Raw genomic sequence first — 15,597 nt, 5'->3', positions numbered from 1 at the left:
GTTTAAATAAAGTATTAATAAAATAAAATTGCTATCAGCTTTAGTCATTTCTGTTTAGATTGAGGACATGCTCTAGCGCTGTTTATATTGGGTTTTACAATAAGCACGACCAACGCCAAAATCTCGTTTCGCTTGATGTTTGGTAGCACGGTTGCTCACGCGCTGACGCCATAATCGAAAGGACGACGGCTTTAGCTCTTGGCGCATGAGCTTAATAACACCCGCTTCATTAAGACCGTAGCTATGCTCGATCGCGCCAAATGGTGTTCTGTCTTCCCATGCCATCTCTATCACTCGCGAGACTTGGGTCTCATCAAGCACTCTATCACCAGCGTCATTGATATTTTTTGCGATGAACTCATCTGAGTTAGCTTTAGAGACTTGGTTGCCATTTTCAGTAATACTGGTGCGTTGTTTATTTTTTAGAGCCGCATCCATATCAGCTTGCATAGTCGCGAGTGCTGATTGCGCATTTTTAGACTCTGGATGAGTGTCACTTATTGAATGGGTATCACTTATTGAGTTCGCATCGGAATTAGATGCTGTTAAATCTTGATAACTTGCCATAATTTTACCTTTTAAACATTAGCGAGCGTTGAGCAGCTTAGTGAAAAGAGTTCAATATCGACGCTTAGCTAAGTTGTGCCATGCGCCAATGATGTTCGATATGGTCGTTGATAACGCTCTGAATAAAATAATAACTATGGTCATGACCTGCCTGATAACGCAATGTTAAAGGCTGCTTGGCTTTTGTACAAGCGTCTTGAAGTTTGCCTGTTTGCAACTGACCTTCTGCTAAAAAATTATCCGCAGCGCCTTGGTCAATCAAGATGCTGGCATACTGCTGACCGACCTTTTCGATCATCTTTGATGCATCTGCTTGCGACCATAGTGATTGGTCATCGCCGAAATACTCAGTATAGGCGGCTTGCCCCCATGCCGATTCACTAGCGGCAGAGACAGGTGATAAGGCGGAGACACTGACAAACTTACTTGGGAATTTAAAACCTAATAATAACGCCCCGTGACCGCCCATGGAGTGTCCAGTGATACCCATGCTATGAATGGGAAATTCTGAGCGCAGCAAATCGTATAGCTCATCGACGATGTAGCTTTGCATATTGAAATGCTCTGCCCACGGCTGCTGTGTCGCATCCACATAGTAGCTTGCGCCCTGACCGACAAAATAGCGCTCATCGTTCGGCACTTCACTGCTGTCACTGTCATTGCCTTCATCAGTTCTAGGAGAGGTATCTGGAGCGATAAATATCATGCCAAGCTCGCTACATTTTTGTTGAAAATGCGCTTTATGGGTGACGTTATCAGCATTACAGGTCAGACCCGATAGATATAAAACTGCAGGACATAACCGCCCTGCCAGCGCTTCATCAGGCAGATAAATACTGAACGTCATCGGCGTTTTCGTCGCTGTCGATTGATGACTATAGTAATGCTGCTCGCCGTCAAAGCAGCGATTCACACTCTTTTGTGCGAGCTGGCTGTTAGCAGACAAGCTTTTATTATAAGTATTGTTCATGAGTAACTTCCTCTTTATCCAAGGTAAAATAAACGATGACTTATAAAAAGCGCTTTATAAGGCAAAAAGCACATTGATAACAAGTCAAATAACGCTCAAATTCTAATCAATATCACTGGTAGCATCCACTGGCAAGTTAGAGGTACTGTTGGAAGCGGTGTTTGCAGTATTACTGGGTAAAATATTAACGGTGGTAGAACCCGCATTATTCGTAATGCTAGCGACTGGTGGACGGGTTTTATCAAACAATACTTGCTCAAATGCAGGTAGTGCCGTTTCCATTAGGCTACCAATCACCATCTGTGGCTCTGATGGCTCAAAACCCATCACACTCTCGCGCTCAGTCACTCGTAAACGGGCATCTTTAAAGGCAGATTCAAAGCTGGTATTTTCACGCAGGCTTTCAGCAAAGAACGCTTGCCCAAAATAAGTCATTTCTGCCGTATTGGTGCAGCCAAACGAAGCTTTATCAGCTGCTGAGGCAGTAATCACCACTGTGGTCGGTGAGGCCAATTCATCGATAAACGAGCCTGAGTAACACGCTGATACGACGATTACACGCCAGCGAATACCTGAAGCATCCAAAGATTCGCGCAACCAGGTGGCATCTAAATTATCTATCGCAAGTGGTGGATTCGCCAATTGCACGATATCTTCAGTGCCGTGTGAGGATAGCGTGAGAAACAGCACATCTTCATCGGCATTCATCTGCCGACCAATTCTTTTTAAGCCGCGCAAAATACTGGTCTTAGTCGCAATTGGTTCATCGAGCCAGCTGTACTGATTATTAATGAGTGAGAGCGAATGACCGCTGGTGCCAAAGCGCACATCGAACAGCTCACGTACTTTATTAATCTCGGAGCGAAAAACATTTTGATCAGAGAACCCAGCCACACCCATAAAGTACCAGTCAGTCTTGCCATCGATACTTGGATCAATGCCATCAAGCGCTTGTTGCAACAGACGTGGTTGCTCGTACAATGCGGCTTCTTCTAACACCGGCTCTACAGGAATTTGCTTAAATATAGGTTGATCAGCGACATTACGCTGCCAGATAGTCAATAGCGCCACTGCGCCTACCAGCACAATAATACGCTCCCACCATGGTGTGCGCATGCGACGAGAAAAAATCCACAATAAGGCAAGCGTCTGCCATAAGAATAGCACTAAAAACAGAATGGGTAAAAATGAATAACTCCAATCCGGCAGCCAACCATAACTGCCAAAAAACTGCACCAGACTTTGTAACAATGCCGACAGGGTATCAGCAACCAACCATAGCACCACAGGCACAAAAACCAGCGCTTGATTGCCCGCTCGCCGTGCCAAAATAATACCACTCAATAAAATAATCATCGGCCAGATAAGATAGCTGACCAATCCTTGCTCATTAAAAATACTGCCGCCTTCAGCAGCCAGCCATGAGAAAAGCACGTTGCTACCAAGTGCCAATAGCGCGAACACCGCAAACTGAATAAAGGTGGGCTTAACCCAAGAAAACGCGCGCGTTGACCCCACTAGCATCCATAAAGTTGCGATAATATTGGCAGCGAAATTGAGTGAAAAGCGCTGAAGCGATACGGTTTTTAGCGACGTAAGTGACAAAGACTTAGACCTCTAGCCAGTCGAAAGAAATAAAGTGAATCAATGATAAGTATTTTGATGCAGCAGCCGTTCAATGTTATTTATTTACATTTTTTGCGCGGCTTACACACAGCGACGTTATGTTTGATTCACTATAGAATAAGCAAAAAAACGAATAGCATGAGTCAATAGTATGGCTCGCCAATCTAACGCGATTGTAACGGATTGTCGGTCAAGAGGATAAGGCTGATTTGTAAAAAATCGCTCAAATCTGACCGAAAATCAATTAAAAAAAGGAGGCCTTGAATACAAGACCTCCTTCTATATCAACGACTCAATACTATCTCATCAATAACTCATTGACGCGTTTTAGGTAAGCGGCTGGATCGTCTAATTGACCGCCATCCGCTAGCAATGCTTGATCAAAGATGACTTGCGCCAGCTTGTCAAAATCGGTGTCAGATTGCTCGCTACCCTCTAACTTCTTAATCAATGGATGATCAGGGTTGACTTCAAGCGTTGGCTTACTCGCTGGCACATCTTGACCCATTTGCTGGAGCATCTGAATCATTTGCGGCGACAACTCACCTTCACCAACGACCAAACAGGCTGGGCTATCGACCAAGCGCGTAGACACTTTCACGTCTTTCGCACGCTCGCCTAACGCTGCTTTTAGCTTATCAACCACTGGCTTCATGGTTTCTTCGGCTTTTTCGGCTTCGGCTTTTTCGGCTTCATCTTGCAAATCACCCAAATCAACCGCGCCTTTGGCGATATTTTGTAGCGGTGTCTCATCAAATGAGGTTAAGAAGTTCATCGCCCATTCATCAACACGGCTGGTCATCAAGATAACTTCGATGCCTTTCTTCTTGAACAACTCAAGCTGTGGACTGTTCTTTGCCGCTGCCAAATTATCAGCCGTTATGTAATAGATGGCCTTTTGACCGTCTTTCATGCGCGCTTTATAGTCTTCAAAGCTGGTCGTCACACTGTCTTGCGTGCTGGTCGCATAACGTAGCAATTTGGCAATACGTTCTTGATTGCCCATATCCTCGCCCAGACCTTCTTTGATGACATCACCAAACTCGGCATAGAACTGCGCGAACTTCTCTTGCTTATCGCTGTCTTCGCTATTGGCCAAACTTGCCAGCAAGGTCAAAATACGACGCGCATTACCATCACGGATAGACTTCACATCACGCGATTCTTGTAATAGTTCGCGACTGACGTTCAATGGCAAATCGGCTGAATCGATAACCCCTTTGACGAAACGCAGGTACATCGGTAGCAACTGCTCGGCCTCGTCCATAATAAAGACGCGCTTGACGTAAAGCTTGAGACCATGCTGCTGCTCACGAGTATATAAATCTACAGGCGCTTTTTTAGGAATGTATAGCAGCTGCGTATACTGAACGCGGCCTTCGACACGGTTATGCGTCCACGTCAGCGGTGCATCCATGTCATAGGAGATGTTTTTATAAAAATCGATGTATTCCTCGTCTTCAATCTCAGAGCTTGAGCGAGTCCACAGAGCACTGGCCTTGTTGATGGTTTCCCATTCGTCAGTCAGTACCATTTCGCCGCCAGCGGAGGCTTGTGCATCAGCGCTGTCAGTTTCGTCATCGGCTACATCTTCTTGCCAAACTTCTTTACGCATTTGAATCGGTAGGCTGATATGGTCAGAGTATTTATTCACCAAGCGCTTAATTTTGGCGCGGTCTAGATAGCTGTCTTCGCCTTCAACGTACTCTTCTTTTAGATGCAAAGTGATGGCAGTACCGCGCGCGTCTTTGGTGATAGGCTCAACGGTAAAGCTACCAGTGCCATCGGATACCCAACGTACACCTTTATCTGCAGGCTCACCCGCTTTGCGTGATTCTACGCTAATCGTATCTGCCACGATAAAGCCTGAATAGAAACCAACACCGAACTGTCCGATTAATTGACCTTCTTGCTTTTGCGACTCAGACAATTTGTCTAAAAATGCTTTGGTACCAGACTTAGCAATCGTTCCTAAGTTTTCGATGGCATCCGCTTCATTCATACCAATACCATTATCGGTAAAGGTAATCGTTTTAGCATCTTCATCGACGGCGATGCGAATTTTTAACTCACCATCGTTTTCATAAAGACTGTCATCATTAGTGCCTTCAAAACGCAGTTTATCGCAGGCATCAGAGGCATTAGATACTAATTCACGGACAAATATATCGGCATTAGAATAGAGCGAATGCGTCACCAAATGTAGCAATTGCGCCACTTCTGCTTCAAACGTATGTTTTTTTAATTCTGGATTCAGACCTTTAGCTTGAGTTGCTTCACTCATAAAACACTCCTTTGAATTCTATTAAGTACTTATTATAAAATAACGATGAACCTGCCAAGACCGCTTTAATATCATTATCAAAGCTAGCCTGTTGGATACCGTTAAGCTGTTTATACTAATAGGGGCATAGAAGAAAATTTCAAGCGCAAAAGGGTTATTCAATAAAAAACACCGTCTTAGTTTGCTAAGGCGGTGTTTTTTGTGAGCCATATACTCACATAATCATTTAAAAAGGCATATAGTCAAGTCTATATAAATCCGCTACATCGTCATCCTCGCTAAGCATACTAATGTATAACTTGCACTCGGTTTCCTTGTATCGAAATTATATTGAACTGACTATATTAAACTTTATTCTGAGTAAGCTTCTATTAACAAATCCCAAATAGTAGTCAATTTTTTTGAAAAACGATTGTTCTTGTTCATAGTAACCTTCAGTGCAGTAATATTGTCTTGATAGACACCATTACAACCGATTACTATAATTCTGTAAAATATATTAAATACATATTTTTGTTTTGTTTTTTAAAACAATAAAATTACTCAACATTTAACGTGGCATCGGACGAATGGTCAAAATCTGCTCGCTACGACCAAACGGCCCATATATATCGTGCAACACTGCGCTGGTCACCCCAATCCCATCAGCGCCATACTGTTGTACCGCGTCAATGCCGAGCCAACGTCCTTGCGGCGCGCGATGCATATGAATCTGCAAATCAGTATTGGGAAACATCCACTCCAACGTTGATAGTCCGAGACCAAGCCGTGGCACGACGCCATTAGCAGTATCGACCATGCCCAATAAATGCACCAAATCATCCGTCGGTTCGCCCTCGACCATCTCAACATCATTGGTGATCCAAACCATACCACGCCCAGCGCGACGATCAGCATCAGTGACTAAGCGCACTGTTTTAATAAAACCACCTGGCCAACCTTTCATACCATCCCAGACTGCCAAGTCTTCAGGTTGGTACTGTGCCTTTTGATCCTCCAGCCCTGCAATCTCGCTGGTGTCTTGAGTCATCAGTCGCCATGCACGAGCAATAATAGCATCACGGCCACGACTGCTCAGCACCGACTCAACCAGCTCAATGGTTCTACCCGGACGAATACAACGGGTAGTCACAGTAAACTCATCGAGCGGTATGAGCCCCAAAATGTCGAGACTAATACGGGCAATTCTCATATTCTCTTGTGGAGCAAATCTACTAAGCTCAGCGGTCAGTAATCCTGTCGCTGGTGCCATATGCTGCTCGTGCTCATTCCAAGCGCCTTGGGCATTCTTGGTAGGCTGATAATGTGCGATCATCACACCATCGTCTTGCTGTTCACGTTTAATAAAGTTGTAATAAGCTGACATTAACCATCCTTAATGTTGTCTCAAATCTTGCTCATTCATCCAGTATTTTGTAACTGTTGTGAGAAGTGGTTATGGTTGTATAAAAAAGTTATGCGTTACTAGAGCGTGTTAATCACTTCCTAGTAATTTTCAGGCGTGGCTTACCTTTATTGTTTATTTAGTAAGCTCTTGCTTTCTCATATTGAGCAACGTGCGACTCTTAGCCATTATAAAAAGGAAAAAAGCCATGATAGCAATGAGGGCACCATATAAGACACTATAATCTTTCATAAATTGTGCCGTATTAAGAATAAGCATCAATACCAAAATAACAATCACAAACATATTAATTTTCAATTGCTTATTAATGTCATCGACTGTGGCTTCGGCCAATACGAACTTTTTTTTGTGCTTTTTCATGTTACTTACCTACTTGCGTGACCGGAATACGTAAGGCTTTGGGCAGACTAAATATGACATTCTCTTCGATACCTGACAGCTCACTTGGCAAGTCGCCACCCCAATCTTGCAACTGCTGTAGCACCTCTTGAATCAATACTTCTGGCGCTGAAGCCCCTGCGGTGACACCCACATTCTCTACGCCATCAAACCAGCTACTGTCCATTTCGCTGGCATTGTCTATCAAGTAAGCACGGCAATTCATCCGCTCTGCCAATTCACGCAAACGATTTGAGTTTGAGGAATTTGGTGAGCCTACCACCAATACTATCTCGCAGCGACTGGCCAAATCTTTGACCGCATCTTGGCGGTTTTGGGTGGCGTAACAGATGTCATCTTTACGCGGTCCTTCGATACTAGGGAATTTGTCGCGCAGTGCATCGATGACGCGTGCCGTATCGTCCATCGATAAGGTCGTTTGGGTAACGAATGCCAAACGCTCGCCATCCTGCACAGTCAGCTTTTCGACATCGGCTTCATTTTCGACCAGATGAATCTCTCCACCATGACGACGGTTAAATCGCCCCATTGTGCCCTCAACTTCAGGATGTCCAGCATGACCAATCAACACCGCATCCATACCATCTTGAGCAAATTTAGCGACTTCGATATGTACCTTAGTGACTAGCGGACAAGTGGCATCAAATACTGTTAGATCACGGCGCGTCGCCTCATCTTCGACCGCTTTTGAAACCCCATGCGCAGAGAAAATAACGATTGCGCCATCGGGTACTTCGTGAAGCTCTTCGACAAATACCGCACCGCGATTGGCCAAATCCGAGACCACAAATTTATTGTGTACAACCTCATGACGGACATAAATAGGGGGCTCAAAGCGGGTCAATGCTTCGTTGACTATCGCAATCGCGCGATCGACACCAGCGCAAAAACCACGTGGATTGGCAAGATAAATTTGCATAAGATGGCCTATCATTAGATAATTTGTATTTATCGCTTAACGTCAAAAGCTTAACGTCAAAAGTTGGGATGCATTCAATACGCTACTTTAGCATAATTTGCTTTTATTGCCTTTTAAAATACCACCGTCTCAGTCGCTATAGAAGCAGTCGGTCTTTAAAAAAACAAAAGTGTCAAAAGCAGTTTATAATTAGGCAGTAGTTATGGTTTCTCTAACCCTACATGATGACATTTTATATTTTTACCAGCCTTTGACGCTTTGGCGGTTCACTATCATATCTTTTCGTCTTTTCTTAGCGCACACTTTATTAGGGCACACCCCATTAGGACACTTTGTATGACAGGTTCATTATTTATTATTACCGCTGCCTCTGGTACGGGCAAGACCTCACTGGTGAAGCAGCTACTTGCCACCACCAATGACTTGACCGTCAGTGTCTCCCATACGACTCGCGTCCCGCGTCCGGGTGAAATTGATGGTCATCATTATCATTTTACCGATGTCGATAAATTTGTGACTGCCATCGGCGACAATAAATTTTTGGAGCACGCCGAAGTGTTTGGTAATTATTATGGCACCTCAGAACAAAGCGTACGTGCGCAATTAGAGGCCGGTGTCGATGTGATTTTGGAGATTGATTGGCAGGGGGCGCTACAAGTCAAAAAAATATTTACTGACGCGACGATGGTCTTTATTCTGCCCCCAAGCATTGCCACGTTACGCCAGCGCTTGTCAACTCGTGCGCAAGACACGATAGAAGTCATAGAGCAGCGCTTAGCAGGCGCAGTGACTGAGATGGCGCAATATGTGAATTTTGATTTTGTCATAATTAATGATAATTTCGAAGTCGCCTTGACTGAGCTAAAAGCCATTATCGTCGCTGATAGACAGACGCTAAAACGCCAACAGCAGCGTTATCATCGTACGATTAGCAACTTGCTAAGCAATAAAGTACAAGAGTAGGGTTATTACTGCCTATCAGTAGGGTTTAATTTGGCAAGCAGACATAAAAAGCAACCACCTAGCTAAGCAAAAAATGCTACAATGTCTAGCTATTCCCCTTTATATTTTTGATATTATTTTTATTTGAGTGACGGACCATGTCTGTGACTAATAAAAACAACCGAGGTAGCTATTTATGGCACGAGTGACGATTGAAGATTGTTTGGATAATGTTGATAATCGCTTTGAGCTGGTTTTGGTCGCAAGTAAGCGCGCCCGTCAGCTGGCCAAAGGTATCGCTGAGCCGTTGGTTGAAGTCGATAACGACAAGCCTACGGTATTGGCTCTACGTGAAATTGCCGCGGGCAAAATCACTCGCGATATTCTAAATCAGCCAGAGCATAATTTTGCTACTAGCTCAATGGATTTAGCACTGTCAGGCGATCATAGCTTCTAGTAAAAGCTGTTTGACATGCGAATGCATATTGATGATAAAAACCACAGCTTATGCTGTGGTTTTTCGTTTACAACTGTATGCTTTTGGCTATCATGAAAGCCATTTGCGCCCAAAATCATACCACTGGGTATAAATTTATAAGTTTTTTTCTGGCACCAGCGCTTAGCAGTTGACATTGAATACGATTTACGATTAATTAGAGAGTGGTCTCGCCTTTCTACTGCTCTCTATTATAATTATTGCTCTTTTTTACAATGATCGTTTTCTTTTATAATATGGTCGCTGCAATTTAAAAGCGTGACAGCATTAACCCTGTAAACGATATGCTGGTACAGCTTGCATTCGGTTGCTTTTTTATCTATATATCCATACATCGATATTATCTTGCTTTAACGATAGATTAGTATTCATTCAGTCACCATTTACCTTAACAGGGCTTAATCAATTATAGGTAATGGAAAATAGGATCGTCACTTTATGAGTCAAACCCTTCCCAAACTCAGTCATCATCTAGTCGATGATGCTCAATATAATTTGCTCCGTTCAGTTGGCTATCTGACTGCTGCTGAACGCCGTGATATTGTTGATGCCTGTGAGTTCGGTGATATTGCGCATATTAAAGACAAGCGTAAATCAGGGGAGCCTTATATCACTCATCCGATTGCGGTCGCTGAAATATTGGCAGGTTTTCGTTTAGATCGAGATACCATTATTGCAGCGATTTTGCATGATACCGTCGAAGATACCGACGTTAGCGATGAGCAAATCGAGCAACGCTATGGCAAAGTGGTTGCTAGACTGGTTGATGGCGTCACCAAATTAAAATCTTCGACCCATAATAAACAACAAAATAAAGCGGCGACCTTCCATAAAATCCTGACGGCTACCCTTGCTGATCCACGAGTGTTAATCATCAAGCTTGCCGACCGCTTACACAATATGTCGACGCTGGATGCGGTACGTCCTGAAAAACAGCGCACGACAGCGCAAGAGACATTAGATTTTTATGTGCCATTTGCCCGTTTGATGGGTCTCAATGACATCGCTGATTATATTGAGGTGCTGTGTTATCGCAATCTTGATTCTGGTATGTATAACAAGATTTCGGATAAGCTGCTGCAACACGGGTTGGGACGTAATTTTCAAAGAGAGGCTATTCATAGCTATCTGACTATTGTCTTAAACAATTTAGGGCTCAATGGCCTCGTCAAAGTATTAGACAATCGCGTGGTAATATATCGACAGTTTTTCCGCAATCGCGGTGAGATTAATGCGCTGCTTCGTCACTACGCTTTTGAGATTGTGCTCGACAATATTGAAGCTTGTGACAAACTGGCTTATTACCTCATCAAAAAATATCAAATCGATGATACCCATATCGCTGACAATATTCGTCGCCCACTACCGGGTGGCAATCAATCCCTGACCCTTATTTATGAGCGGGATAATGATTTTGTAAAAGTCACTATTTTGACCAAGCAAATGCAAAATGCGGCAAGGCTTGGCGTTATCGGGGCGGAACACGCCTCCGATGTCAGTCAATCAGTCATTCAGGCGTCACTACGCAATATGAAAGACTTGGTCGATGAAGACAGCTTAAATCAAAATAGTCCTGACTTTACTGCTGCTGTCTCGACGATTAGCGAGCTGATGGATTACCTGCATTCAAGCAAAATTATTTGTTATAGTCCCAAAGGTCGCGCTTATGAGCTATCGCAAGGAGCCACAGCGCTCGATTTTGCTTATGCTGTTGGACCTATGGTCGGTAATGTGGCCGTCGGTGCCAATATCGATGGCAACAAAGCCAAGCTGGGCACGGTGGTCAAAAACGGGCAATTGGTCGAAATTGAAGTAAATAGCCACTCAGAGCCAAAGGCAGAATGGCTCGGGTTTGTCGTGACCAATAAAGCCCGTGAAGAGATTTTACGCTGGTTTAAGGATTTATCTGCTGCTGATAAACAGCATCATGGTCAACAAGCCTTGGATCGCGCGCTAAAAACCTATCAAAAAAGCCTCGATGATTTAACGGACAGCGACTGGAAGAACTTGACAGAATGGCGTGGTCTGACAGAAAAAAATGCTCTATTTGAACAGATTAGCTCGGGCACACTACTACCACAACTGGTGGTCACTCGCTTATTTAGCGACGAAGTCAGTGACTTGCAGGCTAAAGAACAAAATGATGATGATGCCCAACCGCAACAATTGATTGTCAATGCCTCAGGGGTAGAGCTTGATTTTGCCAATTGCTGCCATCCGATCTATGGCGACCCTATCGTTGGTCATTTATCCCGTCATGGCTTGGTGGTACATCGCCATAAATGCTTCTCGCTCGATGATATTCGTAAGGATAACCCTTATCAAGTGATACAGCTGCGCTGGCGCAATGACAAGGCCATCAAACAAAATGAATCCGGCGAGCACGCTAGCAAAGTCCGTTTTTCGGCTTATTTGAAGCTGTCTCTTGCCCTCAGCGACGAACAAATCAGCGAAGTTATCTACCATCTGCGCCAATTGAATATGGGTGTCGAAACGGTCGATGTGCGCCATACTGACACCATCATTCATATTGTGGTGCGTAGTCGCAACCACTTAGCACAAGGTATTCGCGAACTGCGCTCGCTGCTGGGCTTTCCCAATATCATGCGACTTTATCAGCTGTAAATAGAAGTGTTAAATACCCTTACTTTTAATCTCGAATTTTCAGAACAACCCAAAACAATGATAAACTTTGCTACTTCGTTTTTAGTCAGTAAATCCAATCAATCAAACGAAAAAAATACCTTAAGGATATAATATGACTCGTCAAACCATTCAAACTGATAAAGCCCCTGCCGCTGTTGGCACTTACTCGCAAGCCGTCAAAGTCGGTAACACCGTTTATATTTCAGGACAGTTAGGTTTCGACCCTGAAACCATGGAGTTGAGAGAAGGTTTTAAAGCACAGGCTGAGCAGGTGTTCGAAAATATCAAAGCTATCTGTGAAGCAGCTGGCGGCAGTCTAAATGACGTGGTTAAATTCAATGTATCTTTGACAGACTTAAGTGATTTTGCCGTTTTAAATGAAGTGTTCGTGGCCAACCTATCTGAGCCATACCCTGCCCGCGCAGCCGTACAAGTCGCTGCTCTACCAAAAGGCGGTGTGGTCGAAATTGAGTCTATTCTATATATTGAATAATCTTGATGCTCATCACACTCAATTCTTAAGTAATTGAGTCAAAATAACGGTTGTTAGCGTAAGCCCAAATATTACTATTTGGGCTTACTATTATTCTCATTATTTAAATACCCAAACAATAGAGATGTATTTTATGTTGGTACAAGTTGCTCTGCCCGTGCCCCTTTATCGGGTATTTGACTATAGCTTACCGGCAGATATGAATGCTTTGCCAGATAATAATTCACCATGGATACCACCAATTGGTAGCCGCGTCGAAGTGTCCTTTGGTCGTCAAACCTTAATCGGTATCGTGGTCGCTCATATCGCTGAAGCGGATAGCAGCGTACCGATGAAAAAACTCAAACCTATTAATAAGTGCTTAGATGTTGAGCCGATTTTAGATGCCAGCATGCTAAAACTGGCTTATTGGCTGGCAAGCTATTACCACTATCCGCTTGGTGATGTGTTAGCAGTCATCTTGCCCAGCCTTGTTCGTCAAGGCAAGCCGCTAGACTTGCTGATTACGCACTGGCGAATTTTGCCGCATATCGCTGATGGTGATTTTCGTGCCAATGCCAAAAAGCAGAAGCAACAATTTGATATGCTTAAGCTACACGGAGAGCGCGGTGCGAGTGAAGATGTACTGCTGTTAGAAGGTATGCAGCGCAGTTTTTTAAAAACGCTGGAAGATAAAGGCCTTATCGAGCGCTATATTGAGCCAAAACAAGCACCTGCTCCTGTCAAACTCGCAAAAATGCCACTCGATCTCAATGATGAGCAAGCGCTTGCCGTTGCGGCTATTATTGCGGCGCACGAAGCTGAGCGCTACACGGGGTTTTTACTGAACGGCATTACTGGTAGTGGCAAGACCGAAGTTTATCTGCAAGCGATGCAAGCCGTATTAGAAGCGGGCAAACAGGTTTTGATTTTAGTACCGGAGATTGGTTTGACCCCGCAGACGCGCGCGCGCTTTGCCAGTCGTTTTGCTGCTCATATTGTCTTGCTACACTCCGGCATGACCAACACTCATCGTCTACAAGGCTGGCAAGATTGCCGCACGGGTCATGCTCAAATCATTATCGGGACGCGCTCAGCGGTGCTATATCCCTTTGCTGATTTGGGACTTATCGTCGTCGACGAAGCACATGACGGCTCTTATAAGCAGCAAGATACTCTACGTTATCATGCCGCCGACGTCGCGCTTTATCGCGGCCTGCAATGCAACATTCCCGTCGTACTTGGTACCGCGACCCCGTCTCTTGAGCATTTAAAACTGGTAGATAACGGCAAATTAGTAGAATGCCAACTGCAGACTCGCCCTGGTAATGCAAAGCCTGCAACCATGCAGCTGATTGATGCGCGCTTGCAAAGTACCCATCAACAGACTCAAAATGATGGTGCACGCTATGATACGGGGCTGACAGATGCGTTAATTGGCGCGATACGGCAAACGCTCGAAGCGGGCGATCAAGTATTGATATTTTTAAATCGTCGCGGCTATGCGCCAGTTTTGCTATGCGAGGCTTGTGGTTGGCAGGCAGATTGTCCGCGCTGTGACGCGCATTTAACTGTTCATTATAATAGTCAATCGCAACCTAATTCCTATTCAAGCAACTCGTACTTAAAATGCCATCATTGCGATTGGCAAGCCTATATTCCCACCGTTTGCCCCGATTGTGGCAGTCAAAACCTAGATGCCAAAGGGATGGGTACCACAAGACTCAGCGAAAACCTGCACGCGATTTTTGCCAACCCGCAAACCAGTAAAGAGTTGTATCCCATTATCCAAATCGATCGCGATACGACCAGACGTAAAGACAGCTGGGAGAATATCTATCAGCGTATTAATGAAGGCAAGCCTGCTATCTTAGTCGGCACGCAAATGGTCGCCAAAGGTCATCACTTTCCCAATGTTACCTTGGTCTGCTTGCCCAATGCTGATCGTGGCTTTTTATCCGCCGACTTTCGCTCGCCAGAACATACCGCGCAATTGATGATTCAGGTGGCTGGTCGTGCTGGACGCGGTGATAAGTCTGGTCGTGTATTAATTCAAACCTTGCAACCAGATAATGAGCTGTTATTAAAGCTGGTAAAAGATGGTTATCTGTCCTTTGCTCGCGAGCTATTGCAAGAGCGTAAAATGATGGGGTTACCGCCGCATAGCCATGCTGCTTTGATACGCTGCGAAGGCAAAACGCTTGCCGCTACGACGCAAGCATTGAAAGATGCGATTGCCATTCTACCTAATGGCCATAATCTTGCTGTGCTTGGTCCTATCGACGCACCGATGAGCAAGAAGAACAGCCGCTACCATGCACAATTGCTACTGCTAGCCAAAGATCGACGACAGTTACATCAAGTATTAAATCAATGGTGGCAACCGGTACTCGCCTTGCCAAGCGCCAAATATCTGAAGCTTACTTTGGATATCGATCCTGTCGGTTGGTGATGCCCAATTCCTAATCGTGATCCTTTAACTACAATCATCACACTATAGCTCGCCGTTACTAAAGAACGCTATTCAAAATCGGTCATTCATCGTTTACCGCCTAGGGCGTGTCATCAATTAGATTGTGAGGCTTAAAATGAGAAAAATTGCAGATAAACAAGGAAGAAATAGCCGCTAATATGAACATATTGGCAAAATTTCTGACGATGTTTAGCAAAATTTAGCCATTTTAAGACCACTAAATATATAAATGTGCTAATTGATGATACGCCCTAGATACAGCAAGCATTTATTAAATGTGCTAAATTCTGTATATCTGTCTGGTTTATGCACAGCAAACCCAGCTTTATAAACCATCCATTTTACCTTCTATCATCCTGAGTGTTGTTATGAGTCAAAATAATTCAAACCCTGAGCGA

12 protein-coding genes are annotated in these 15,597 nt (G+C 44.3%); 5 read left to right on the top strand and 7 right to left on the bottom strand.

Going from position 1 to position 15,597, the window contains the following annotated elements; translation table 11 throughout:
• Positions 1-72 precede the first annotated feature (72 nt).
• From AAEY72_RS04225 to ispH, 7 genes are all read right to left on the bottom strand, one after another.
• Positions 73-321, bottom strand: coding sequence for a TIGR03643 family protein (locus AAEY72_RS04225; protein WP_227676205.1), 249 nt, complete (start codon positions 319-321; stop codon positions 73-75).
• A 310-nt stretch (positions 322-631) separates the two neighbouring features.
• Positions 632-1,537 (bottom strand): S-formylglutathione hydrolase, encoded by a 906-nt coding sequence (gene fghA, locus AAEY72_RS04220; RefSeq protein WP_352309551.1) that lies wholly within the window; start codon positions 1,535-1,537, stop codon positions 632-634.
• Between the two features lie 102 nt (positions 1,538-1,639).
• Entirely contained in the window at positions 1,640-3,142 is a 1,503-nt protein-coding gene (locus AAEY72_RS04215; protein ID WP_352309549.1) for a C13 family peptidase, read from the bottom strand.
• 319 nt (positions 3,143-3,461) lie between these two features.
• The gene (gene htpG, locus AAEY72_RS04210) at positions 3,462-5,447 is read right to left on the bottom strand and encodes a molecular chaperone HtpG (protein WP_352309548.1); all 1,986 of its coding nucleotides are present in this window, start codon (positions 5,445-5,447) and stop codon (positions 3,462-3,464) included.
• Positions 5,448-5,997: 550 nt separating this feature from the next.
• Positions 5,998-6,813: a thioesterase family protein gene (locus tag AAEY72_RS04205; protein ID WP_352309547.1), complete on the bottom strand. Its 816-nt coding sequence runs from the start codon at positions 6,811-6,813 to the stop codon at positions 5,998-6,000.
• A 153-nt stretch (positions 6,814-6,966) separates the two neighbouring features.
• Positions 6,967-7,212, bottom strand: a complete 246-nt coding sequence (locus AAEY72_RS04200) for a hypothetical protein (protein WP_352309546.1) — start codon at positions 7,210-7,212, stop codon at positions 6,967-6,969.
• A 1-nt stretch (position 7,213) separates the two neighbouring features.
• On the bottom strand, positions 7,214-8,170 hold the full coding sequence (ispH, locus tag AAEY72_RS04195; protein WP_010201433.1) for a 4-hydroxy-3-methylbut-2-enyl diphosphate reductase: 957 nt from the start codon (positions 8,168-8,170) through the stop codon (positions 7,214-7,216).
• Between the two features lie 336 nt (positions 8,171-8,506).
• Between ispH and gmk the strand changes: the two genes are divergently transcribed.
• The 5 genes from gmk (at position 8,507) to AAEY72_RS04170 (ending at position 15,178) form a co-directional block, all read left to right on the top strand.
• A complete protein-coding gene (gene gmk, locus AAEY72_RS04190) occupies positions 8,507-9,133 on the top strand; it encodes a guanylate kinase (protein ID WP_189585402.1) in 627 nt (208 codons plus the stop codon).
• Positions 9,134-9,308: 175 nt separating this feature from the next.
• The gene (rpoZ, locus tag AAEY72_RS04185) at positions 9,309-9,569 is read left to right on the top strand and encodes a DNA-directed RNA polymerase subunit omega (RefSeq protein WP_010201435.1); all 261 of its coding nucleotides are present in this window, start codon (positions 9,309-9,311) and stop codon (positions 9,567-9,569) included.
• Between the two features lie 477 nt (positions 9,570-10,046).
• Positions 10,047-12,233, top strand: a complete 2,187-nt coding sequence (locus tag AAEY72_RS04180; RefSeq protein WP_010201436.1) for a RelA/SpoT family protein — start codon at positions 10,047-10,049, stop codon at positions 12,231-12,233.
• A gap of 133 nt (positions 12,234-12,366) precedes the next feature.
• A complete protein-coding gene (locus AAEY72_RS04175) occupies positions 12,367-12,747 on the top strand; it encodes a RidA family protein (RefSeq protein ID WP_010201437.1) in 381 nt (126 codons plus the stop codon).
• Between the two features lie 133 nt (positions 12,748-12,880).
• Positions 12,881-15,178 carry a primosomal protein N' gene (locus tag AAEY72_RS04170; RefSeq protein WP_352309545.1) on the top strand — a complete coding sequence of 766 codons (2,298 nt, stop codon included), beginning with the start codon at positions 12,881-12,883 and terminating at the stop codon, positions 15,176-15,178.
• Positions 15,179-15,597: the final 419 nt, after the last annotated feature.

Origin of the sequence: Psychrobacter sp. W2-37-MNA-CIBAN-0211, assembly GCF_040309405.1 — a bacterium.
Taxonomy (GTDB): domain Bacteria; phylum Pseudomonadota; class Gammaproteobacteria; order Pseudomonadales; family Moraxellaceae; genus Psychrobacter; species Psychrobacter glaciei.
This window is presented reverse-complemented; position numbering and strand designations above follow the sequence as displayed.